The sequence below is a fragment of the Ruegeria sp. BI7 genome, assembly GCF_056537925.1.
This window is the reverse complement of the sequence record NZ_JBQFSK010000005.1, coordinates 233,443-250,463: the sequence shown is the minus strand read 5'-3', so window position 1 is coordinate 250,463 and position 17,021 is coordinate 233,443. Positions and strand designations below refer to the sequence as shown.

Sequence of the window (17,021 nt, the reverse complement as noted above, 5' to 3'; positions counted from 1 at the left end):
GACAGGTAGAATATGACAGAAATCTCAAAACTGACCGAACTGCGTAAACTGATGCAGAGCATGGAACGGACGCTGGGCCTGGAACAGCTGTCTCCGGTTGAGCGTGACATTTATTACGCCGCCGAAGAGCTGTCCAAATCCGATGACGAAGTGCGCACATTCGGCTTGATTGAACACACGCTGGTTCAAAGCGTCTCGCGCCCGACATTCTTTCGTGCGCTGAAATCGTTGGTACAGAAAGGGTATCTGTCGCAAAGCGGTACCGCCAACCGGGGCCGGTATATCGTTCATGCACCCAAGTAATGCCTTCTTCCTGCGTACAGGTGGCTGATCAACGTGCGCAGGTGGGCTACTGACACGCTCTTTGCCTCATCGGCTTATGTCGTCGCATCGTACCTCACTTTTGAGGTCCTGATGCCGCTTCAGAACGTGTTTTTTCCGGAATACCCCAGTCGGGCCAGTCTTTTGTTTCTTCCGCACGGGGTGCGGGTTCTATCGGCGTGGCTGTTAGGATGGCGGGCGATATTCGCCTTGTTGCCCGGCGTTTTCCTTGTTTTTGCCGTTCTCGGCGGCAGCGACGTGTTTCTGCCAAGCCGACTGATGGCGATATTCATTGCCGTCACCACCGTTCCTGCGGTGTTCTATCTATTTAAGTGGGCAGGTTGGGATCTGTTTCCCCGACCGGATCGCAAACCTTGTTGGTTATGCGTCATGGGGGTTGGGATCGTCACCTCCTTCCTTGTCTCGGGGTTGACCAATCTGGCTTTTGGCAGCGCGCGCGTCGAATATGTCGCCTTTCTGATCGGTGATATCTCAGGCCTGTTTTTCCTGATGCTGGGGCTATATTTTGCCTTTCGGCTTGCGGACAGGCGCCACTAACCGATTAGCGCGCGACGAAGCAGATTCACCCCTGCGACCAGCAAAACCAGCAACGTTACCTTTCGAAACAACGCCTGATCGATTCGTGATTGCAACTGCAAGCCCGCCCACATACCAAACAGTGCCGGCAGGACCAAAGCAACCGAGAAAGGTGCCGTCTCGCCTCGCAAAATGCCCGACGCTATGTGCGCCAGCAACAATGCCACTGATCCCAGTCCGTATATCACGCCTTGCACGCGCATCTGCACTGCCTTCGGTGTGTTCAGTGCAGTCAGATAGGCGACGGTTGGCGGCCCCCAGATGCCGGACATCCCTCCGATAAACCCGGCAATCGCGCCTATGCCCACCTCGACACGTGCCGATGGTTTGCTCAGTGTCAACTGCATTCCCAGCACTTGAAACAGCGCGAAAACCGTAACCGGAAGGCCAATCATCAACAGAAACGTGGACGCGGGCACGGCGCTGACAACCTGGGCCCCCAACAGCAGGAACACAAAACCTACCATCAAGAAGGTACGGAACTGCTTGATCGCGGACACGGCGGCGGGCACCCCCTCGCGCAGGGCCTGAAACACGTTGGTTACCAGCGTTGGTAAGATCAACCCGGCGATCGCCAGATCGGGCGGCAAGAACATACTCAGCCCCGACACCAGAACCATCGGCATGGCAAATCCAACCATGCCCTTAACCCACCCCGCAACAAAAGCAAGGGCGGCGGCCAGCATCAAGTCATGCGGACTGAGTAAGGAAAACAATGTCATGCGCCCGTGATAACACTCTTGGCACGCGCTGCATCGCAAAATCGACAAAGCAATTTTCGAACTTTTTCACTGCTTAATTCGCATTTTTGTTGCGCTGCACGTGCAGCATGGTATGACCAGACGACTCTAAAGAAGGACGTGATTCATGGCCCATGACGGACAGGATATGACCCAGATGACGACATCCGCGATTTTGCCCGACCTTCTGACGCTGACCCGCGCGGCCCTGCCTGCCGTTGAAGCAGTTTTTGAACGCGCCCGCGAGTCGGTCCGCGGGATAGTCACCGCTGACGGCCGGGTCTCTGGCGCGTTGATTGAAGCCAATCAAACCGCCGCCCACGGCCTTTCGTGGCTGGCGACGTACAACCAATCACTACAACAGATGCAACGCTGGGCCGAAGCCCTGGATGCAGATGGCAAATTTGGCGAAATGGAACAGCTGTTGCATCAGATCGCCTTTGGTGAGTACCTGCATCAGGTCGCAGGTGGCATCCCGATGAACCAGGGTGAGGTCGTGCGTCTGCAAGATATGGGCCTTGGTTGGGACGCCCTGTCCGGTTTCCAATGCGCTGAAGTCCAGACGCTGATGGCTCAGGCCAACACACAGGCCGCCCGCACACAACTGGTTGGTCTTATGGGTGATCAGGCCGGTTCCACCATGTTCGGCGCCTCGGGTCTGGATGAAGAACTGGAAATGATCCGCGACCAATTCCGCCGCTATGCACAGGAAAAGGTTGAACCGAACGCCCATGACTGGCACCTCAAGGACGAGCTGATCCCAATCGAAATCATCGAAGAACTGGCCGAAATGGGCGTCTTCGGCCTGACCATCCCCGAGGAATTCGGCGGCTTCGGCTTGTCCAAAGCCTCGATGTGCGTGGTGTCCGAGGAACTGTCGCGCGGTTACATAGGCGTCGGCTCGCTGGGCACCCGGTCCGAGATCGCGGCCGAGCTGATCATCGCAGGCGGCACCGACGAGCAAAAGGCCAACTGGTTGCCGAAACTGGCCAGCGCCGAGATCCTGCCGACCGCTGTGTTCACCGAACCGAACACCGGATCCGACCTTGGCAGCCTGCGTACACGCGCCGTCAAGGATGAGAACGGCGATTACCAGATCACCGGCAACAAGACCTGGATTACTCACGCGGCCCGAACCCATGTGATGACCCTGCTGGCGCGGACCAATCCGGACACTACCGATCACCGCGGCCTGTCCATGTTCCTAGCTGAAAAAACACCCGGCACGGACGAGAACCCCTTCCCCACCCCCGGCATGACCGGTGGCGAGATCGAAGTGCTGGGCTATCGCGGCATGAAGGAATATGAGCTGGGTTTTGACGGTTTCCATGTGAAAGGTGAAAACCTTCTGGGTGGCGAAGAGGGCAAAGGCTTCAAACAGCTGATGGAAACCTTCGAGTCGGCCCGTATCCAGACCGCCGCCCGCGCCATCGGCGTGGCACAAAGTGCGCTGGATATCGCCATGCAATACGCGCAGGACCGCAAGCAATTCGGCAAATCGCTGATCAACTTCCCCCGTGTCTCGGGCAAGCTGGCGATGATGGCGGTTGAGATCATGATCGCGCGGCAACTGACCTATTTTTCGGCCTGGGAAAAGGATCACGGCCAGCGCTGCGATCTTGAGGCAGGTATGGCCAAACTGTTGGGCGCGCGTGTGGCCTGGGCGGCTGCGGACAACGGTCTGCAAATCCATGGCGGCAACGGCTTTGCGCTGGAATACAAGATCAGCCGCGTTCTGTGCGACGCACGTATTCTGAATATTTTCGAAGGGGCTGCTGAAATTCAGGCTCAGGTTATCGCAAGACGACTGCTGAGCTGACGGTTTTCGGTATTCCCGTTTCCCCAACTGACCCGGCCCTGGCGCCGGGTCTTTTTCTGTTCGGGGCAGGTTGTGATCCGCTGATGGCGAACTTCCCCTTTGATCTCAGATACGAACCTGGTTAGAGCATCCTGCGCTCAAGAAAGAATGGCACGAAAAATGACCAGACGACTTTTCGCACTGTGTGCGGTTCTAGCGGCAATAGTCCTTGGCGGATGCGCGACCAAGCAACCGACCGTCGGCCAAAGCGATATTGACGATCTGGCGATGGCCATCCAGGCCCTTGGCCCCAAGGTCGATCCGGCCGAGGCAAACAAAGCCGCGACGATTGCCTACTCTTATTCCCAGCAATTGAAGCAGGAATGGAACGTCACAGACTCAGCCATCATCCACAACGCCAAGGTCATCAACGGCTTTCGCGAGTTTGGGCTGTGCAATGATTGGGCTCAGGCCATGACCACACGCCTAAAGCAAGAGAATTTCCGCACGCTGGACCTGCACTGGGCGACTTCCCCGCCGACGGCGTTTCGGATCATCCACCACTCGGCTCTGATCAGTGCCAAGGGGGATTCGATGTATGACGGGATCATCCTTGACCCTTGGCGGGCCAGCGGCGCGCTGACATGGGCGCCGGTCCGGGAAGATACCAAATACAACTGGCGCCCTCGTCTGGAGGTCCGGGAAGAATTGATTAGCGGCGAGATCCCCTACTGACGTCGGTTCCGTCCGCTCAAAGGTTGCGCTAAGACCATCCCATGACCCGCCTGATCCTGACCCTACCTCTGCTGGCCCTTTTCCAATGCGACAAGGACGAAACCGTCGCTGCCTACGGCGCGGCTGATCAAACATGGGCGTTGCAGGAAATCGACGGACAACCCTTTGAGACCAGCGCCCTGTTGCGCTTTCCCGAGGAAGGCAAGATTGCAGGAAATGCCCCTTGCAACAGCTACAGCGGTACTCTGAACGCGCCATATCCGTGGTTTGAGATTGCAGACCTGACTGCGACCCGCGCCGCCTGTGCCGGGCTTGAGGCTGAAGGGTTCTACTTCGCAGCCCTTATGGCCATGACCCAGTCCGAGGTCTCTGGTGATGTATTGATCCTGCGAAATGAAGACGGGCACGAGATGGTGTTTACAGCCGTCGAGTGAACTGATCCACAAATCGTGCCCGCGCCTCTGGCAGCGGGTGGTGCCCCAGCGACGGGGCCACGCGGTGTTCCAGAAAATACCCGGTCGTTTGCAAACCCGCTGCGATCTCTGCGTCCGGCGCAGCGCCTTCTCCGCGCAGGCAAGGCGGCAGAGGTAACAGCTTATCCGCCCATTCCCCTGCCGCTTCGCCGCTGACCGCCCGGCCGGATTTGGGCGAGACATAAACAAGCCCCTCACGTGCGCCCGTCACGGCGCAAACGGACAAATCAAGCCCGAACCCAAGCTCTTCCAACATGGCCAGTTCCCACCGTAGATAAGCCAGCGGCCAAATTTCATCCTGGCCCAGCAAATCCATCAGCTGTTCCGTCTGATTGTAGACGGCAGGGTGCGGCTCTCGTTCCGGCAGACAAAAGGACAACAAGGAGACAACAGCGTTTAACCCGGCCAGCGCCAAGCGCCCCGAAAACGCCGCCGCCGCGCGGGATCGCAGGGGTTCAACCTGAAACGTTCCGATATGTTCCTCAAGCCGCGCGCGCCACAGAACGTCCAACTGCGCCCCCGGTTGCAGGATCGGCGCGGTCTTGCGGCTGGCGCCCCCGCGCACAACCCCAGCATGGCGACCGTGGCCTTCGGTAAAAACCTCGATGATCGCCGCCGTTTCGCCGTGGCGGCGCGAGGTCAGAAGGATGCCGTGATCACGCCAATCCAAAGTGGGCTCCTGATGGGTATAGAACTTCCCGGCCACAAGACCGCAACAACCGATCATGCGCAAGATATATGCCGGTTCCGCTGCAATTCTGTAAAAGTCCCCAGACCTTCCGACAAATGCTATGATCAACGGCACCGGCGCGCTGCTGGGGCAGGTTCATTGATTGATTTGAACGGGATACGCCCCGAGAACAGACAGGAGTACACCATGAAAACACCTTTTTTCACCTCACCTTCCGACTACCCTGAACCCCTGAACGTTCTTGGCGACAAAATCACTGTGCTAGCACGTCTTGAACAGATCGGGGATTATGCAGTCACGCTCAATTACGGTCACGAAGGCAATGGCCCACCGCCCCACACGCACCCTTGGGATGAGACCTTTTTTGTGGTAAATGGCGAGATCGAATTTGTCATGGACGGGGAAACCAGAAGCGCCCCCGCTGGCACGCTAGTCCATTTCCCGGCCGGTGCGGTACACAGCTTTAAGTTCGGCCCCGGCGGGGCGCATCTACTTGAGATAAGCGGAAGAGGTTCACGCGCTATCGAGATGTTCACAGACCTGGACCGCGAAGCACCGGGCCCCGTTCAGGACGGTGCAAAAATTGCCGAAGTGGTACGAAAGACGGGCGTCGAACTGATGGTTTGAAACCTCACACCAGCAAAAACAAACCAATACTAAACAAGCACTACGATATTGAATGCAGTGACTCCGAACGTCCAACGTTAGGGAGTTTTAAGCCAACCAGCCGGTGCATAACACTCACGAACGAAGAAGGTGGTAAATTCGACCCGTTTAGGTTGCGCTCAAAAAACTGTGTGAATAATCTGGCAAAAAATTAATTTCGTAAATCGAATAGAGCAATGGGAACACTTAAAAGAATTTTGGGCTGGGTACTAAAAGCATTTGGTGCGCTGGCAATTTTGTTGGTTTTGTTTGTTGCCAGCATCTATTTTTTCAGCCGACAGGAACGAGCTTTGGCAAGGGAATTCCTTTCATTAGTCGGTGAGAAAAAATATTCAGCTGCCTTCGAACTCACATCAACCGAAATGAAATCGATTTATCCGCTGCAGGCACTTAAATCTCAGTTCGAAACCGTGCAAGCCTATACGAGTGTTTCCTTCACCAGCGTCAATATCACAACCGATAAAACGACTTTGGTCGGACGTGCCACTACGGTCGACAATTGCGTCAGTCAGGTCGTCTTCGTCGTAGCAGACGGCAAGATCGCTACGTTCCAGATCGACGACGCCTGTCTTGTTGAACAGGTTTCCACGTAGCAACCATGTTTTGACTGCCGTAGATTACCATTACAAAGCACAAGGAGCGCTATTCCAACCCTTCTTCGCCCAGCAAATGCCGCCCCTGCCGATCCTCGACCTCGATCACCCAAAGATCGGGGTCAAAGCTGCGCTGGCGTCGGATGGCTTCATCCACGTCCATTTCCGCACCGCTAGAGAGTTCGACCCATTTACGTTCACCACTCATCAGATCAAAGCTGCGTTGGAAGGCTACGGCCTGACCGTCCAACGTGTTCAGCTTGACCAGCACCGCGCCCGCCGTATCGTCCCCGTGGGCCACTACGTAGGCCGGAATCTCTTGAAACCGCAGCCTTGCCAGATAGGCGTGGACCCAGAAATCAGCCGTCAGACGCGTCATGCGTTGCCGTCTTTGAAATCCAGACCCATTTCCGAATATCGCTCGGATTCTTCCAACCAGTTCGGGCGAACCTTGACCTGCAGGAACAGATGAACCTTGCGGTCGAGGAACTCTTCCAGCTCGGCCCGCGCCGCCTGGCTGACGGCCTTGATGGTCTCGCCGCGTTTGCCCAGAACGATACCTTTATGACCATCGCGCATGACATAGATGACCTGATCGATCTTGGCGGACCCGTCCTTGCGTTCCTCCCAGTTCTCGGTCTCGACGGTCAACTGGTAGGGCAGTTCCTGATGCAGGCGCAGGGTCAGTTTCTCGCGCGTCATCTCGGCGGCGATCATGCGCATCGGCAGATCGGCAATCTGATCTTCGGGATACAGCCACGGCCCTTCGGGCAGTTCTGCGGCCAGCCACTCACGCAGATCGTCCACACCATAGCCGCGCTCAGCCGAAATCATGAAAGTTTCGGCAAAAGGATAGCGCGCGTTCAGATCGCTGGTCAGCGCCAGCAGTTTCTCGGACGGAACCTTGTCAATCTTGTTGATGGCCAGCGCGATGGTACGGCCCTGCCCGATCTCTTCCAGACCTTCGAGGATGCGTTCGACCCCTTCGGTGATGCCGCGATGCGCTTCGACCATCAGCACGACGACATCGGCGTCGGCGGCGCCACCCCATGCGGCGGCGACCATGGCGCGATCCAGACGACGTCGGGGTTTGAACAGGCCGGGAGTGTCGACGAAAACCAGTTGCGCATCCCCTTCCATCGCCACACCACGAATGCGGGCGCGGGTGGTTTGCACCTTATGCGTCACGATCGAAACCTTGGCCCCGACCATGCGGTTCAGAAGGGTGGATTTGCCTGCGTTGGGCTCTCCGATCAGGGCGATAAATCCGGCGCGTGTGGTCATGTGTGATGCGATCCTGTTTGCAAGTGCGCACCCCTATAGCAGAAAGCCCCCGCGGGCCAGAGGCATTTGTCGCATTGCGGCCATGCGGTCGGAATGGCATCACCGGATCAAGCCACGCCAATAACAGCCAGGTAATCCTTCTTTTCATGAGGCTGATATGAACCGTCGCGAGTTTCTTTTGGGTAGTGGCGCTGCCACAGGGGTATTGGGTCTAGGTGGCTTTGGTTTAGCGGCAGGTGCGCAAGAGCTGGTCGTCCAACCCGCCAGCTTTGCCCTGCGCGATCAGGTCACCACCGGTATGGTCAGCCTGTCGCCTGACGCGCCGCCTCCGATTTTACATGGCAAACAGGGTGAGGTGATGCGCCTGCCAGTGCGCAACACCCTGCCTGATTATACGGCGATGCATTGGCACGGGCTGCGTATTCCGAATGACATGGACGGGGTGCCTTATCTGACCCAAATGCCGATTGGACCGGGTGAGGTGTTTGACTATGAATTCACGCCTCCGGATGCGGGCACCTTTTGGTATCACCCTCATTGCATGACGATGGAACAGATGGCCCATGGTCTGACTGGAGTGTTGGTGATCGCCGAGGCCGAAGATCCCGGTTTTGACAGCGAGCAGGTGATCAACCTGCGTGATTTCCGCCTGAATGATGACGGGTCGTTCCTGCCTGCCTACACTGCGCGCGGGGCCGCAAGGGCGGGAACCTTTGGTAATGTGCAAACGGCGAACTGGCTGGATGGGCCGGTTTATGATCACGCCGCAGGCAGCCTTGTACGTTTGCGCGTGGTAAACACGGACACAACCCGCATCTACAAGGTGCATCTGAACGGTGCCGAGGCCCGAATTATCGCATGGGACGGTCATCCGGTCGAAGTTGACTTTCCATTGCCCAGTGCCGATGACCCCTTGCTGATTGGACCCGGACAGCGTGTGGATTTTGCTTTGAAAATGCCACTAGGCGAGGGTCAGACTGTCGATCTGATGGCCAAGTTTCCTGGACAGCCGAATCGCTCTATGACCCGTTTGCGTGCAGTGGGTGCGCCCGTCTCGCGCGAACTGCGCGAGCTGCGCCCCCTACCCGTGAACCCCACAACAAAACCGGATCTGGCGAATGCCGAATTGCACGAATTTGTCTTTGGCTGGACACCCGAAGGAGGCGAACCGACCAATGGGTTTTGTGGCTCTCTGGGGTATAACTTCTGGTCGATCAACCGAAGGCCTTGGCCGGGGGATGCGGCGAAAGGGGTTGGTCCGTTGGCCACGCTGCAACGAGGTAAAAGTTATGTTTTGCGATTGCGTAACGAGTCACCGAACCTGCATCCGATCCACCTGCATGGGTTGGCTTTTGTACCGATAAAATCGAACCTTCGCCCGTTACCACCATTGCTGACCGACACGATGTTGCTGTTGAAAGATGAGGTGGTCGAGATCGCGTTGGTCGCCGACAACCCGGGCGACTGGGCGTTTCATTGCCACGTGATCGAGCATCAGAAAACCGGGCTAACCGGATATATTCGGGTGGATTGAGGTTCAGTTTGACCACACCAATACGGGCGAAAGGGGGCTTGCCCCCTGCCCAAGACCACAATCTACTTAGGTAGGTTTTCCAACAGCGATTTGGCTGCGGCCTGTTCTGCCTGACGTTTTGAACCTGCGGTTGCCTGAGCCTCGGTGCCGTCTTGCAGTCGAGCGGCAATCGTGAAGACGGGGGCGTGATCCGGGCCGCTGCGCTTGATCTCGACATAAGACGGCGGCTTTTGGCCCCGCGCCTGCGCCCATTCCTGCAACGAGGTTTTGGCGTCCCGCGCATCAGCTTCGACCGTGTGGATACGATCCCCCCAAAGCGCCAGAATAACATCCCGCGCCGCTTCGAACCCGGCATCACGATAGATCCCGGCAATGACCGCCTCCATCGCGTCGCCCAGCAGGGCCTGTTTACGGCGGCCGCCAGACATCATTTCCGACCGGCCCAGTTTCAACACCGCGCCCAGGTCGATCTGACGGGCCACGTCAGCGCACGCCTCCTTGCGGACCAGCGCATTGAAGCGGGGGGCAAGTTGGCCCTCGGATGCCTTCTTGTCGGCCTCAAGCAGAGCCGTCGCCATGACCAAGCCCAGAACGCGATCGCCCAGAAACTCCAGCCGTTGATTGTCGGGTCGGGTCGCCGAAGAGACCGATCCATGAGTCAACGCGCGTACCAGCAGTTCGGGGTCTGCGAACTCATACCCCAATCGCTGCTCAAACGCTTTTATCTCGGCGGAAAGCTTCAATTGATCGCCTTGAAGAAGCGGTCACCACGCCAGGTCCAGAAGAACAGCATCGACCGACCCGCGGACGAGAACATGATCCGATCAGCACGACCAATCAGGTTTTCATAAGGAACATACCCCACGCCCCCGGCGGATTGTGGCAAGCGGCTGTCGCTGGAATTGTCGCGGTTGTCACCCATGAAGAAATAGTGGCCTTCGGGCACAGTATAAATGCCGGTATTGTCCGAACCCTGATCAGTGATGTTCAGCACGTCGTAAGAGACCCCGTTGGGCAAGGTTTCGATCAGACGGCTCTTTTCGCAGACACCGCCAATGCCGACAGGCCCGTTCTCGCAGCGCGGGCGCAGGCCTTGCGGGCCTTGAGGTTCGGCGGTTTCGGTAAAGACGCCGTCGGGTTGTTGCGGCACTGGTGTACCGTTCAAGATGATCTGCCCCTCACGGACCTGAACGCGATCCCCCGGCAGGCCGATCAGCCGCTTGATATAGTCGCGCCCGGTGACGGGATGACGGAAAACGATGACGTCGCCGCGCTCGGGCTCACCCCCCCAAATGCGCGTGTTGTCACCTTTCATCCAACCGCAAATATCTTCCGCATCGACGTTCAAGCCGACGCTGGGAATAATCAAGCTTGGGCAAGAAGCATAAGAATAGCCATAGGCCATTTTATTGACGAACAGGAAGTCCCCGATCAGCAACGTCTGTTTCATCGAGCCGGAAGGAATCCAGAACGGCTGAAAGAACAGGGTACGGAAAACGCCCGCGATCAATAGGGCATAGACGATGGTTTTGATCGTCTCCCACACGGGATTTCCGGTTTTGACGTCCTCGGCCATACTGCTCTCCGGTCCTTTGGTTGTTGGGGTGCTACATGCGGGGCCGACGGGGGCAAGTCAAGGCTGCGTGGCGTTATCTTGAAGTGGTCGGGCCTCGATCACCACGAAGGCCTGTGCCCAAGGGTGGTCGTCTGTCAGAGTGACATGGATGATGGCTTCATGGCCCTCGGGCGTCATCTCTTTCAGACGTTCGGCGGCCCAACCGGTAACATGCATGACAGGTTGGCCTGTACGCAGGTTAGTGACCGCCATATCCTTCCACGCGATACCCATGCGCAGGCCAGTGCCCAGCGCCTTGGAACATGCCTCTTTCGCGGCCCAGCGTTTGGCATAGGTCCCGGCCGTATCGGCGCGGCGCTCGGCCTTGGTCTGTTCAGTATCGGTGAAAACACGATTGCGGAACCGGTCGCCAAACCGGTCGAGCGTACCCTGAATGCGTTCGATATTTGCGAGGTCTGTGCCAATGCCAAGGATCATAGTTTGTGGTTTTCCTTCTTTAGAAAAGCCGAGTATCCCTTGTTCACTCCCAAAATGAAGGCGTACCGACAAAAAACAAACGAAATCAGCATACAAAGCGTGAGTTCTATGATCCGCGAGACATTCACAAATAACCTGGGAACCTCTCCGAGCAGATAGAAAATTGAGAGGATCACGAGGAAGAAAAACATCACAGTCAGCACCATCTGCCTTGCGATGATCCAACTCTTAAAGGTAGGGCCCAAGGATTTACCTCTAATACCTTTTGCCATGCCGTACAGTGACGCAGAAAAAACCATTGCAATGGACAGCGGCAGTGTTTGGAAGGGCCATTCGAAGTCTAACCATCTTTGTATCAATCCAAGGGTGACTAAGGTCGAGAAAAAGAAGGCTAAATAGCCTAACCGATCCAGCCCGACCTTTTGGTTTGAATCAAACCGCAACGTCACAGCTACCAACGCTCCTGTAGCTTTGGCGGAAAAGACTCAGCGTTTTCTTCCGGAAACATCACACCTCCAACACCACAGTACCCAGCTTTTGCCCGGTCTCGACCTTTGCATGGGCAGCAGCGGCATTCGTGAGGTCGCCCGCTGGAACCACCGCGTGGCTCAACACTTTTTGCTCCAGCCATTCCGTTAGCTGCGCCTCCCCCCTGCGCCGTGCAACAGCATCCAGTTGATAAACAATCAACATATGCAAGCGGATGTTCTTGAACATGAAACCGTAGAAATCGAGCTCTGGTCGCATTTGCGACACGGAAGAATAACTTGCGATGGTACCACCCGGCCGGATTAGTGCCAGAGACGCATCCTGATTTGCCGCAAAGTCCACTTCGACAATACGATCAACGCCCGCGCCGTCTGTCATATCCAATACAGTCTCAGCCACGTTTTGGGTGCGGTAATTCACAAATTCCTTTGCACCAGAGTGCGTTGCTTTTTCCTGCGAACTGACCGTGGTGATAACCCGAGCCCCGCCAAGAGCGGCCATTTGGCAGGCGTAACGCCCCACAGTCCCCGCCCCGCCGGTCACCAGGATAGTTTTGTCAGCGATCGGCCCGTCAGCATACAAGGCATACCATGCGGTCATTGCCGGAATCCCAAAACACGCACCTTCGGCGAAACTGGTAGTGTCAGGAAGAGTAACGGCCTGCTCTGACGGTAAAGCGATATACTCAGCAGCGGTTCCGAACGCGCGTTGCCACTGGCCATTCCAGATCCAGACCCTTTCACCAACCCGGGACGGATCGACACCTGAGCCAACGGACACAATTACTCCGGCACCATCCGAATGTGGAATGACAAGCGGGTGCTGCATGACAGCGCCTGGCCGCGCGCCACCCCGCAACTTAACATCTGATGGATTGATTCCGGTGGCTTTGATCTGAACCACAACTTCACCCAGCCCAGCCACCGGATCGGGCATATCAATCAGTTCAAGCACGTCCTCTGCTGGACCAAAGTTACGATATGAAATTGCTTTCATTGCATTACCCCATCTTCCGACAATGGTGATATGAAGCGGTCAGCCCCGCGCTTCATCCATCAGCCGACGCATCTCGGCAATGGCAGGGGGGAGGCCGCGGAAGATCGATTCACCGATCAGAAAGTGACCGATGTTCAACTCGCGCACCTCGGGGAACGCGGCGATGGGTTGCACCGTGTCGTAGGTCAGGCCGTGGCCCGCGTGAACCTCCAGTCCCAGCGAGTGGGCATAGGCGGACATCTCGCGCAGTGATTCCATTTCGCGCGTGGCCTCGTCCATGCGGCCCTCGGCGTGGGCATCGCAATAGGCGCCGGTGTGCAGTTCGATCACTTCTGCGCCGATGCGGTGGGCAGCTTCGATCTGGCGCTGGTCGGCTGCAATAAAGATCGACACGCGACACCCCGCCTTGCGCAAAGGGGCGATGTAATGGGCCAGCTTGTTTTCCTCGCGCGCAACCTCAAGCCCGCCTTCGGTGGTCCGCTCTTCGCGTTTTTCGGGAACGATGCAAACCGCGTGCGGTTTGTGGCGCAGGGCGATCTGCTGCATTTCGTGCGTGGCGGCCATTTCAAAATTCAACGGCACCGACAGAACCTCCATCAACCCATCGATATCAGCGTCCGAGATATGGCGGCGATCTTCGCGTAGGTGAGCAGTGATGCCGTCGGCACCGGCCTCCTCAGCCAGCTTGGCCGCGCGCAAAGGGTCAGGATAAGCCCCGCCACGTGCATTACGCACGGTGGCCACGTGGTCGATATTCACGCCCAGACGCAGGTGTTTGTCAGACATCGCTTGATTCCTTTCCCGAATTCCGGCCCGAGCCTAGAGGGTTTGCCACCGGAACGGCAGCCTTGGTTTCGGCCAAACGTTTGATTTCATCGAATTTCGCCTTGATCCGGGCGCGGCGGCGCTGCTGATAGGTGCGTACCACCGGCAGGCTGAGATAATAGCAGATATACCCGGCAATCAGCCCAGGAAAGATGCCGCCGATCAGATAAGGAAAGAACACCTCATCATAAAACACACTTAGCCCGCGCCAATCGGCATCGCGGCCCGTGAACATCGCCATGAAGTTGTTCTTCAGGTCACTCAACGCCTTGAAGAAGCTATCCATCAGGCCGTGGGTTTCTTCCTCTTCAAAGTCGTCACCCAAAAGGAAATGGCCTGTTTGCAGGCAGACGACCCCGATGGGCACATAAGTCAGAGGGTTGCCAAAGAAGGTACCGCTGAGCGATGCCAGCAAATTGCCATTGAAAATCCGGCTAAGCAGGGCCGCGATAAAGAAGTGGAACCCATAAAACGGCGTGAACGCCGTGAACACGCCCACTCCGACACCACGCGCGATACGCTCAGGTGAATCGGGCAGCCGCCGGATGCGGTGTTTGACGTAATGAAAGGCACGGGTCCAGCCGCCGCGCGGATAGATGAATTCCGAAGCGATCTGAATGGGCGAGCGTCGGTCTCGGCGCTTGAAAACCACTCCTGATCACCCCTTCTCAGCCTGCCGCAACTGCGGTTTTTTCCCGATTCCGATGCCGCTCGACCGCGGCAACGTCGCTTTCAGCCTCAAGCATCAACATCAGCGAATGCAACTGTTCAAGGTCACGCAGTTCGACAGAGATCAAAAGACGATAAAAATCCGGTTTGCGGTCAACGAATTCCAGGTTCGAGATATTGGCCTTTTTCTCACCGATCAACGTACAGATACGCCCCAACACCCCAGCGTCATTGCCGATGGTCAGGTCCAGCGTCACCCCATAAACTGCCGGGTGTGTGCCCGAATGCCAGTGCAAGTCGACCCATCGATCCGGTTCGCTTTCATAGTCGGACAAGCGGTCGCAATCGATGGCATGAACCACCACGCCCTTTCCGCGAAAAGTGATGCCGACGATGCGTTCGCCCGGCAACGGCTGGCAACAGGGCGCGCGGTCGAATTTCTGCCCAGGCTCCAGACCAATCACAGCACGACGAGGGGAAATGGCGTCGCCATCGTCTTGGGTCAGCTCCGGGTAAACGGCGCTGACCACATCATGTGCCGTAAGCTCAGCACTGCCGAGGCGGGCCAGCAGCTCGTGCCGGTCTTTCAGACGCAGGTGCTTGGCTGCGGTGTCCAGCGCCTTGTCGGTGGCCTTGCGCCCGACATGATCAAACCCTGAACGTGCGAGTTCTTTGCCCAGTTTGATGAACCGTTCACGATCCACCTCGCGCAGGGCGCGACGGATGGCCGTGCGGGCCTTGCCGGTAACTGCGATTTCAAGCCATGTGACCTGTGGGGTTTGCCCATCCGCAGTAATCACGTCCACCGATTGCCCGTTCTTGATCCGGGTCCACAGCGGCACACGGATACCGTCCACCTTGGCCCCGACGCACGCATGGCCGATCCTTGTGTGGATGGCATAAGCAAAATCAATCGGCGTCGCGCCGCGCGGCAGTTTCACCACATCACCCTTGGGCGTGAAGCAGAACACCTGGTCCGAATACATCTCAAGCTTGACGGCTTCGAGGAAATCTTCGTGATCATCCTCGCTGTCGAACTGTTCGGTCAGATTGGCAATCCACTTGGCAGGATCGACTGCAAACGGGTTTTCCGACCGCACACCATCGCGATAAGACCAGTGCGCCGCAACACCGGTTTCGGCCACGTCATGCATCTGACGGGTGCGAATCTGAACCTCGACCCGTTTGCCATCACGCCCTGACACCGTCGTGTGAATCGAGCGATATCCGTTCGATTTCGGCTGGCTGATGTAATCCTTGAACCTTCCCGGCACCGCGCGCCAGCGCTGGTGGATAGCGCCAAGGGTACGGTAACAGTCTTCTTCGGTCTGGGTGATGATGCGGAAGCCATAGATGTCGGACAGGCGTGAAAACCCCTGATCCTTTTCCTGCATCTTGCGCCAGATCGAGTAAGGTTTTTTGGCACGGCCAAACACTTCTGCCTCGATCCCGGCCTTTTCAAGCTCGTGCCGCATATCGCCGGTGATGCGGTGGATCACATCGCCAGTTTCCCGTTGCAGAGTAATAAAGCGGCGGATGATAGATTGGCGGCCTTCGGGGTTCAGCACTCGGAAGGCGAGGTCTTCCAGTTCCTCGCGCATCCACTGCATACCCATCCGTCCCGCAAGTGGCGCGTAGATATCCATCGTCTCGCGCGCCTTGACCACCTGCTTTTCCGGACGCATCGCTTTGATGGTGCGCATGTTGTGCAAACGGTCGGCAAGCTTGACCAGAATAACCCGCAGGTCCTTGGACATGGCCATGAACAGTTTGCGGAAATTCTCGGCCTGTTTGGTCTCACGACTGGACAGCTGCAGATTGGTCAGCTTGGTGACGCCATCGACCAGCTTGGCGACCTCATCCCCAAACAACTCGGACACTTTGCCATAGCTGGCCTTGGTATCCTCGATCGTGTCGTGCAGCAGCGCTGTGATAATTGTCGCATCGTCCAGACGCTGTTCGGTCAGGATGGCGGCAACGGCAACGGGATGGGTGAAATAGGGTTCGCCGGAATGGCGGAACTGACCGTCATGCATCTGCATCCCGAACTCATAAGCCCGGGCGATGCGGTCGGCATTGGTTTTGGGATTATAGTTGCGGACCAGCGCAATCAGGTCTTCAGCAGAAATCATCCGGTCCGCACCTTCGTGTTTGGGGGTTACCCCTGGCCTTGAGCCTCCATCAGAGCGCGCAGCAGCTTCTCTTCCGACATATCATCTTCGACTGGTTTGTCCGATTCCGCACCCATCAGCAGAGCCATCTGATCTTCTTCTGGCTCATCCACCTCGATCTGGGTCTGGTTGGCTTCGATCAGACGCTCGCGCAGCTCGTCGGCACCTTGGGTTTCGTCCGCGATCTCGCGCAGCGACACAACAGGGTTCTTGTCGTTGTCACGGTCGACGGTGATCGATGCACCGGCGGAAATCTCGCGCGCACGATGGGCGGCAAGCATCACCAGTTCAAACCGGTTTGGAACCTTGTCTACGCAATCTTCAACCGTCACGCGGGCCATGGGGCGCTCTCCGTTACTGAATCCATGTCAGGAAGACGTTTATCT

At 57.2% G+C, this 17,021-nt stretch carries 21 protein-coding genes; 8 read left to right on the top strand and 13 right to left on the bottom strand.

Features of this window, described 5'->3' with window-relative positions; genetic code table 11:
* Positions 1-12: 12 nt before the first annotated feature.
* Entirely contained in the window at positions 13-303 is a 291-nt protein-coding gene (locus tag ACR0JB_RS14170) for a hypothetical protein (RefSeq protein WP_170350384.1), read from the top strand.
* Positions 304-414: 111 nt separating this feature from the next.
* Positions 415-879: a hypothetical protein gene (locus ACR0JB_RS14165; protein ID WP_174821493.1), complete on the top strand. Its 465-nt coding sequence runs from the start codon at positions 415-417 to the stop codon at positions 877-879.
* On the opposite strand, the gene ACR0JB_RS14160 is transcribed toward ACR0JB_RS14165, so the two are convergent.
* Positions 876-1,640 carry a sulfite exporter TauE/SafE family protein gene (locus ACR0JB_RS14160; RefSeq protein WP_170507402.1) on the bottom strand — a complete coding sequence of 255 codons (765 nt, stop codon included), beginning with the start codon at positions 1,638-1,640 and terminating at the stop codon, positions 876-878. The two genes, ACR0JB_RS14165 and ACR0JB_RS14160, sit on opposite strands and share 4 nt — an antisense overlap.
* A 145-nt stretch (positions 1,641-1,785) precedes the next feature.
* Here ACR0JB_RS14160 and ACR0JB_RS14155 point away from each other — a divergent pair, with 145 nt between their 5' ends.
* The 3 genes from ACR0JB_RS14155 to ACR0JB_RS14145 all read left to right on the top strand — a co-directional run bounded on the left by ACR0JB_RS14155 (position 1,786) and on the right by ACR0JB_RS14145 (position 4,625).
* Positions 1,786-3,477: an acyl-CoA dehydrogenase family protein gene (locus tag ACR0JB_RS14155; RefSeq protein ID WP_480790006.1), complete on the top strand. Its 1,692-nt coding sequence runs from the start codon at positions 1,786-1,788 to the stop codon at positions 3,475-3,477.
* Between the two features lie 159 nt (positions 3,478-3,636).
* The gene (locus ACR0JB_RS14150) at positions 3,637-4,191 is read left to right on the top strand and encodes a hypothetical protein (RefSeq protein ID WP_170377524.1); all 555 of its coding nucleotides are present in this window, start codon (positions 3,637-3,639) and stop codon (positions 4,189-4,191) included.
* Positions 4,192-4,232: 41 nt separating this feature from the next.
* A complete protein-coding gene (locus ACR0JB_RS14145) occupies positions 4,233-4,625 on the top strand; it encodes an META domain-containing protein (protein ID WP_480637567.1) in 393 nt (130 codons plus the stop codon).
* Here the strand turns inward: ACR0JB_RS14145 and recO are convergent.
* Entirely contained in the window at positions 4,609-5,334 is a 726-nt protein-coding gene (gene recO / locus ACR0JB_RS14140) for a DNA repair protein RecO (RefSeq protein WP_170411319.1), read from the bottom strand. The genes ACR0JB_RS14145 and recO overlap by 17 nt on opposite strands.
* Before the next feature lie 207 nt (positions 5,335-5,541).
* Between recO and ACR0JB_RS14135 the strand changes: the two genes are divergently transcribed.
* Positions 5,542-5,982, top strand: coding sequence for a cupin domain-containing protein (locus ACR0JB_RS14135; protein ID WP_480790005.1), 441 nt, complete (start codon positions 5,542-5,544; stop codon positions 5,980-5,982).
* A gap of 215 nt (positions 5,983-6,197) precedes the next feature.
* Complete coding sequence (locus ACR0JB_RS14130) at positions 6,198-6,614, top strand: hypothetical protein (RefSeq protein ID WP_480790004.1); 417 nt, start codon at positions 6,198-6,200, stop codon at positions 6,612-6,614.
* Between the two features lie 49 nt (positions 6,615-6,663).
* On the opposite strand, the gene ACR0JB_RS14125 is transcribed toward ACR0JB_RS14130, so the two are convergent.
* On the bottom strand, positions 6,664-6,993 hold the full coding sequence (locus ACR0JB_RS14125) for a DUF1491 family protein (protein ID WP_170398689.1): 330 nt from the start codon (positions 6,991-6,993) through the stop codon (positions 6,664-6,666).
* Positions 6,990-7,898: a GTPase Era gene (gene era / locus ACR0JB_RS14120; RefSeq protein WP_170398686.1), complete on the bottom strand. Its 909-nt coding sequence runs from the start codon at positions 7,896-7,898 to the stop codon at positions 6,990-6,992. The genes ACR0JB_RS14125 and era overlap by 4 nt, the downstream gene beginning before the upstream one ends.
* A 157-nt stretch (positions 7,899-8,055) precedes the next feature.
* Here era and ACR0JB_RS14115 point away from each other — a divergent pair, with 157 nt between their 5' ends.
* The gene (locus ACR0JB_RS14115) at positions 8,056-9,432 is read left to right on the top strand and encodes a multicopper oxidase family protein (protein WP_170398683.1); all 1,377 of its coding nucleotides are present in this window, start codon (positions 8,056-8,058) and stop codon (positions 9,430-9,432) included.
* Between the two features lie 62 nt (positions 9,433-9,494).
* On the opposite strand, the gene rnc is transcribed toward ACR0JB_RS14115, so the two are convergent.
* The 9 genes from rnc to rpoZ are packed head-to-tail and all read right to left on the bottom strand — an operon-like array spanning position 9,495 to position 16,976.
* Entirely contained in the window at positions 9,495-10,175 is a 681-nt protein-coding gene (rnc, locus tag ACR0JB_RS14110; protein ID WP_170360034.1) for a ribonuclease III, read from the bottom strand.
* Positions 10,172-11,008 (bottom strand): signal peptidase I, encoded by an 837-nt coding sequence (gene lepB, locus ACR0JB_RS14105; RefSeq protein ID WP_170350371.1) that lies wholly within the window; start codon positions 11,006-11,008, stop codon positions 10,172-10,174. Before lepB ends, rnc begins: the two co-directional genes overlap by 4 nt.
* 57 nt (positions 11,009-11,065) lie before the next feature.
* Positions 11,066-11,485 (bottom strand): holo-ACP synthase, encoded by a 420-nt coding sequence (gene acpS, locus ACR0JB_RS14100; protein ID WP_170350370.1) that lies wholly within the window; start codon positions 11,483-11,485, stop codon positions 11,066-11,068.
* Positions 11,482-11,934, bottom strand: a complete 453-nt coding sequence (locus tag ACR0JB_RS14095; RefSeq protein WP_170398680.1) for a hypothetical protein — start codon at positions 11,932-11,934, stop codon at positions 11,482-11,484. The genes acpS and ACR0JB_RS14095 overlap by 4 nt, the downstream gene beginning before the upstream one ends.
* A gap of 58 nt (positions 11,935-11,992) precedes the next feature.
* Complete coding sequence (locus ACR0JB_RS14090; protein ID WP_170398677.1) at positions 11,993-12,970, bottom strand: NADPH:quinone reductase; 978 nt, start codon at positions 12,968-12,970, stop codon at positions 11,993-11,995.
* 39 nt (positions 12,971-13,009) lie between these two features.
* The gene (locus ACR0JB_RS14085) at positions 13,010-13,756 is read right to left on the bottom strand and encodes a pyridoxine 5'-phosphate synthase (protein WP_480790003.1); all 747 of its coding nucleotides are present in this window, start codon (positions 13,754-13,756) and stop codon (positions 13,010-13,012) included.
* Positions 13,749-14,447 carry a DUF2062 domain-containing protein gene (locus tag ACR0JB_RS14080; protein WP_170360028.1) on the bottom strand — a complete coding sequence of 233 codons (699 nt, stop codon included), beginning with the start codon at positions 14,445-14,447 and terminating at the stop codon, positions 13,749-13,751. The genes ACR0JB_RS14085 and ACR0JB_RS14080 overlap by 8 nt, the downstream gene beginning before the upstream one ends.
* Before the next feature lie 16 nt (positions 14,448-14,463).
* Positions 14,464-16,596 carry a RelA/SpoT family protein gene (locus ACR0JB_RS14075; protein ID WP_170360026.1) on the bottom strand — a complete coding sequence of 711 codons (2,133 nt, stop codon included), beginning with the start codon at positions 16,594-16,596 and terminating at the stop codon, positions 14,464-14,466.
* A 26-nt stretch (positions 16,597-16,622) separates the two neighbouring features.
* The gene (rpoZ, locus tag ACR0JB_RS14070) at positions 16,623-16,976 is read right to left on the bottom strand and encodes a DNA-directed RNA polymerase subunit omega (protein ID WP_170350365.1); all 354 of its coding nucleotides are present in this window, start codon (positions 16,974-16,976) and stop codon (positions 16,623-16,625) included.
* Positions 16,977-17,021 lie beyond the last annotated feature (45 nt).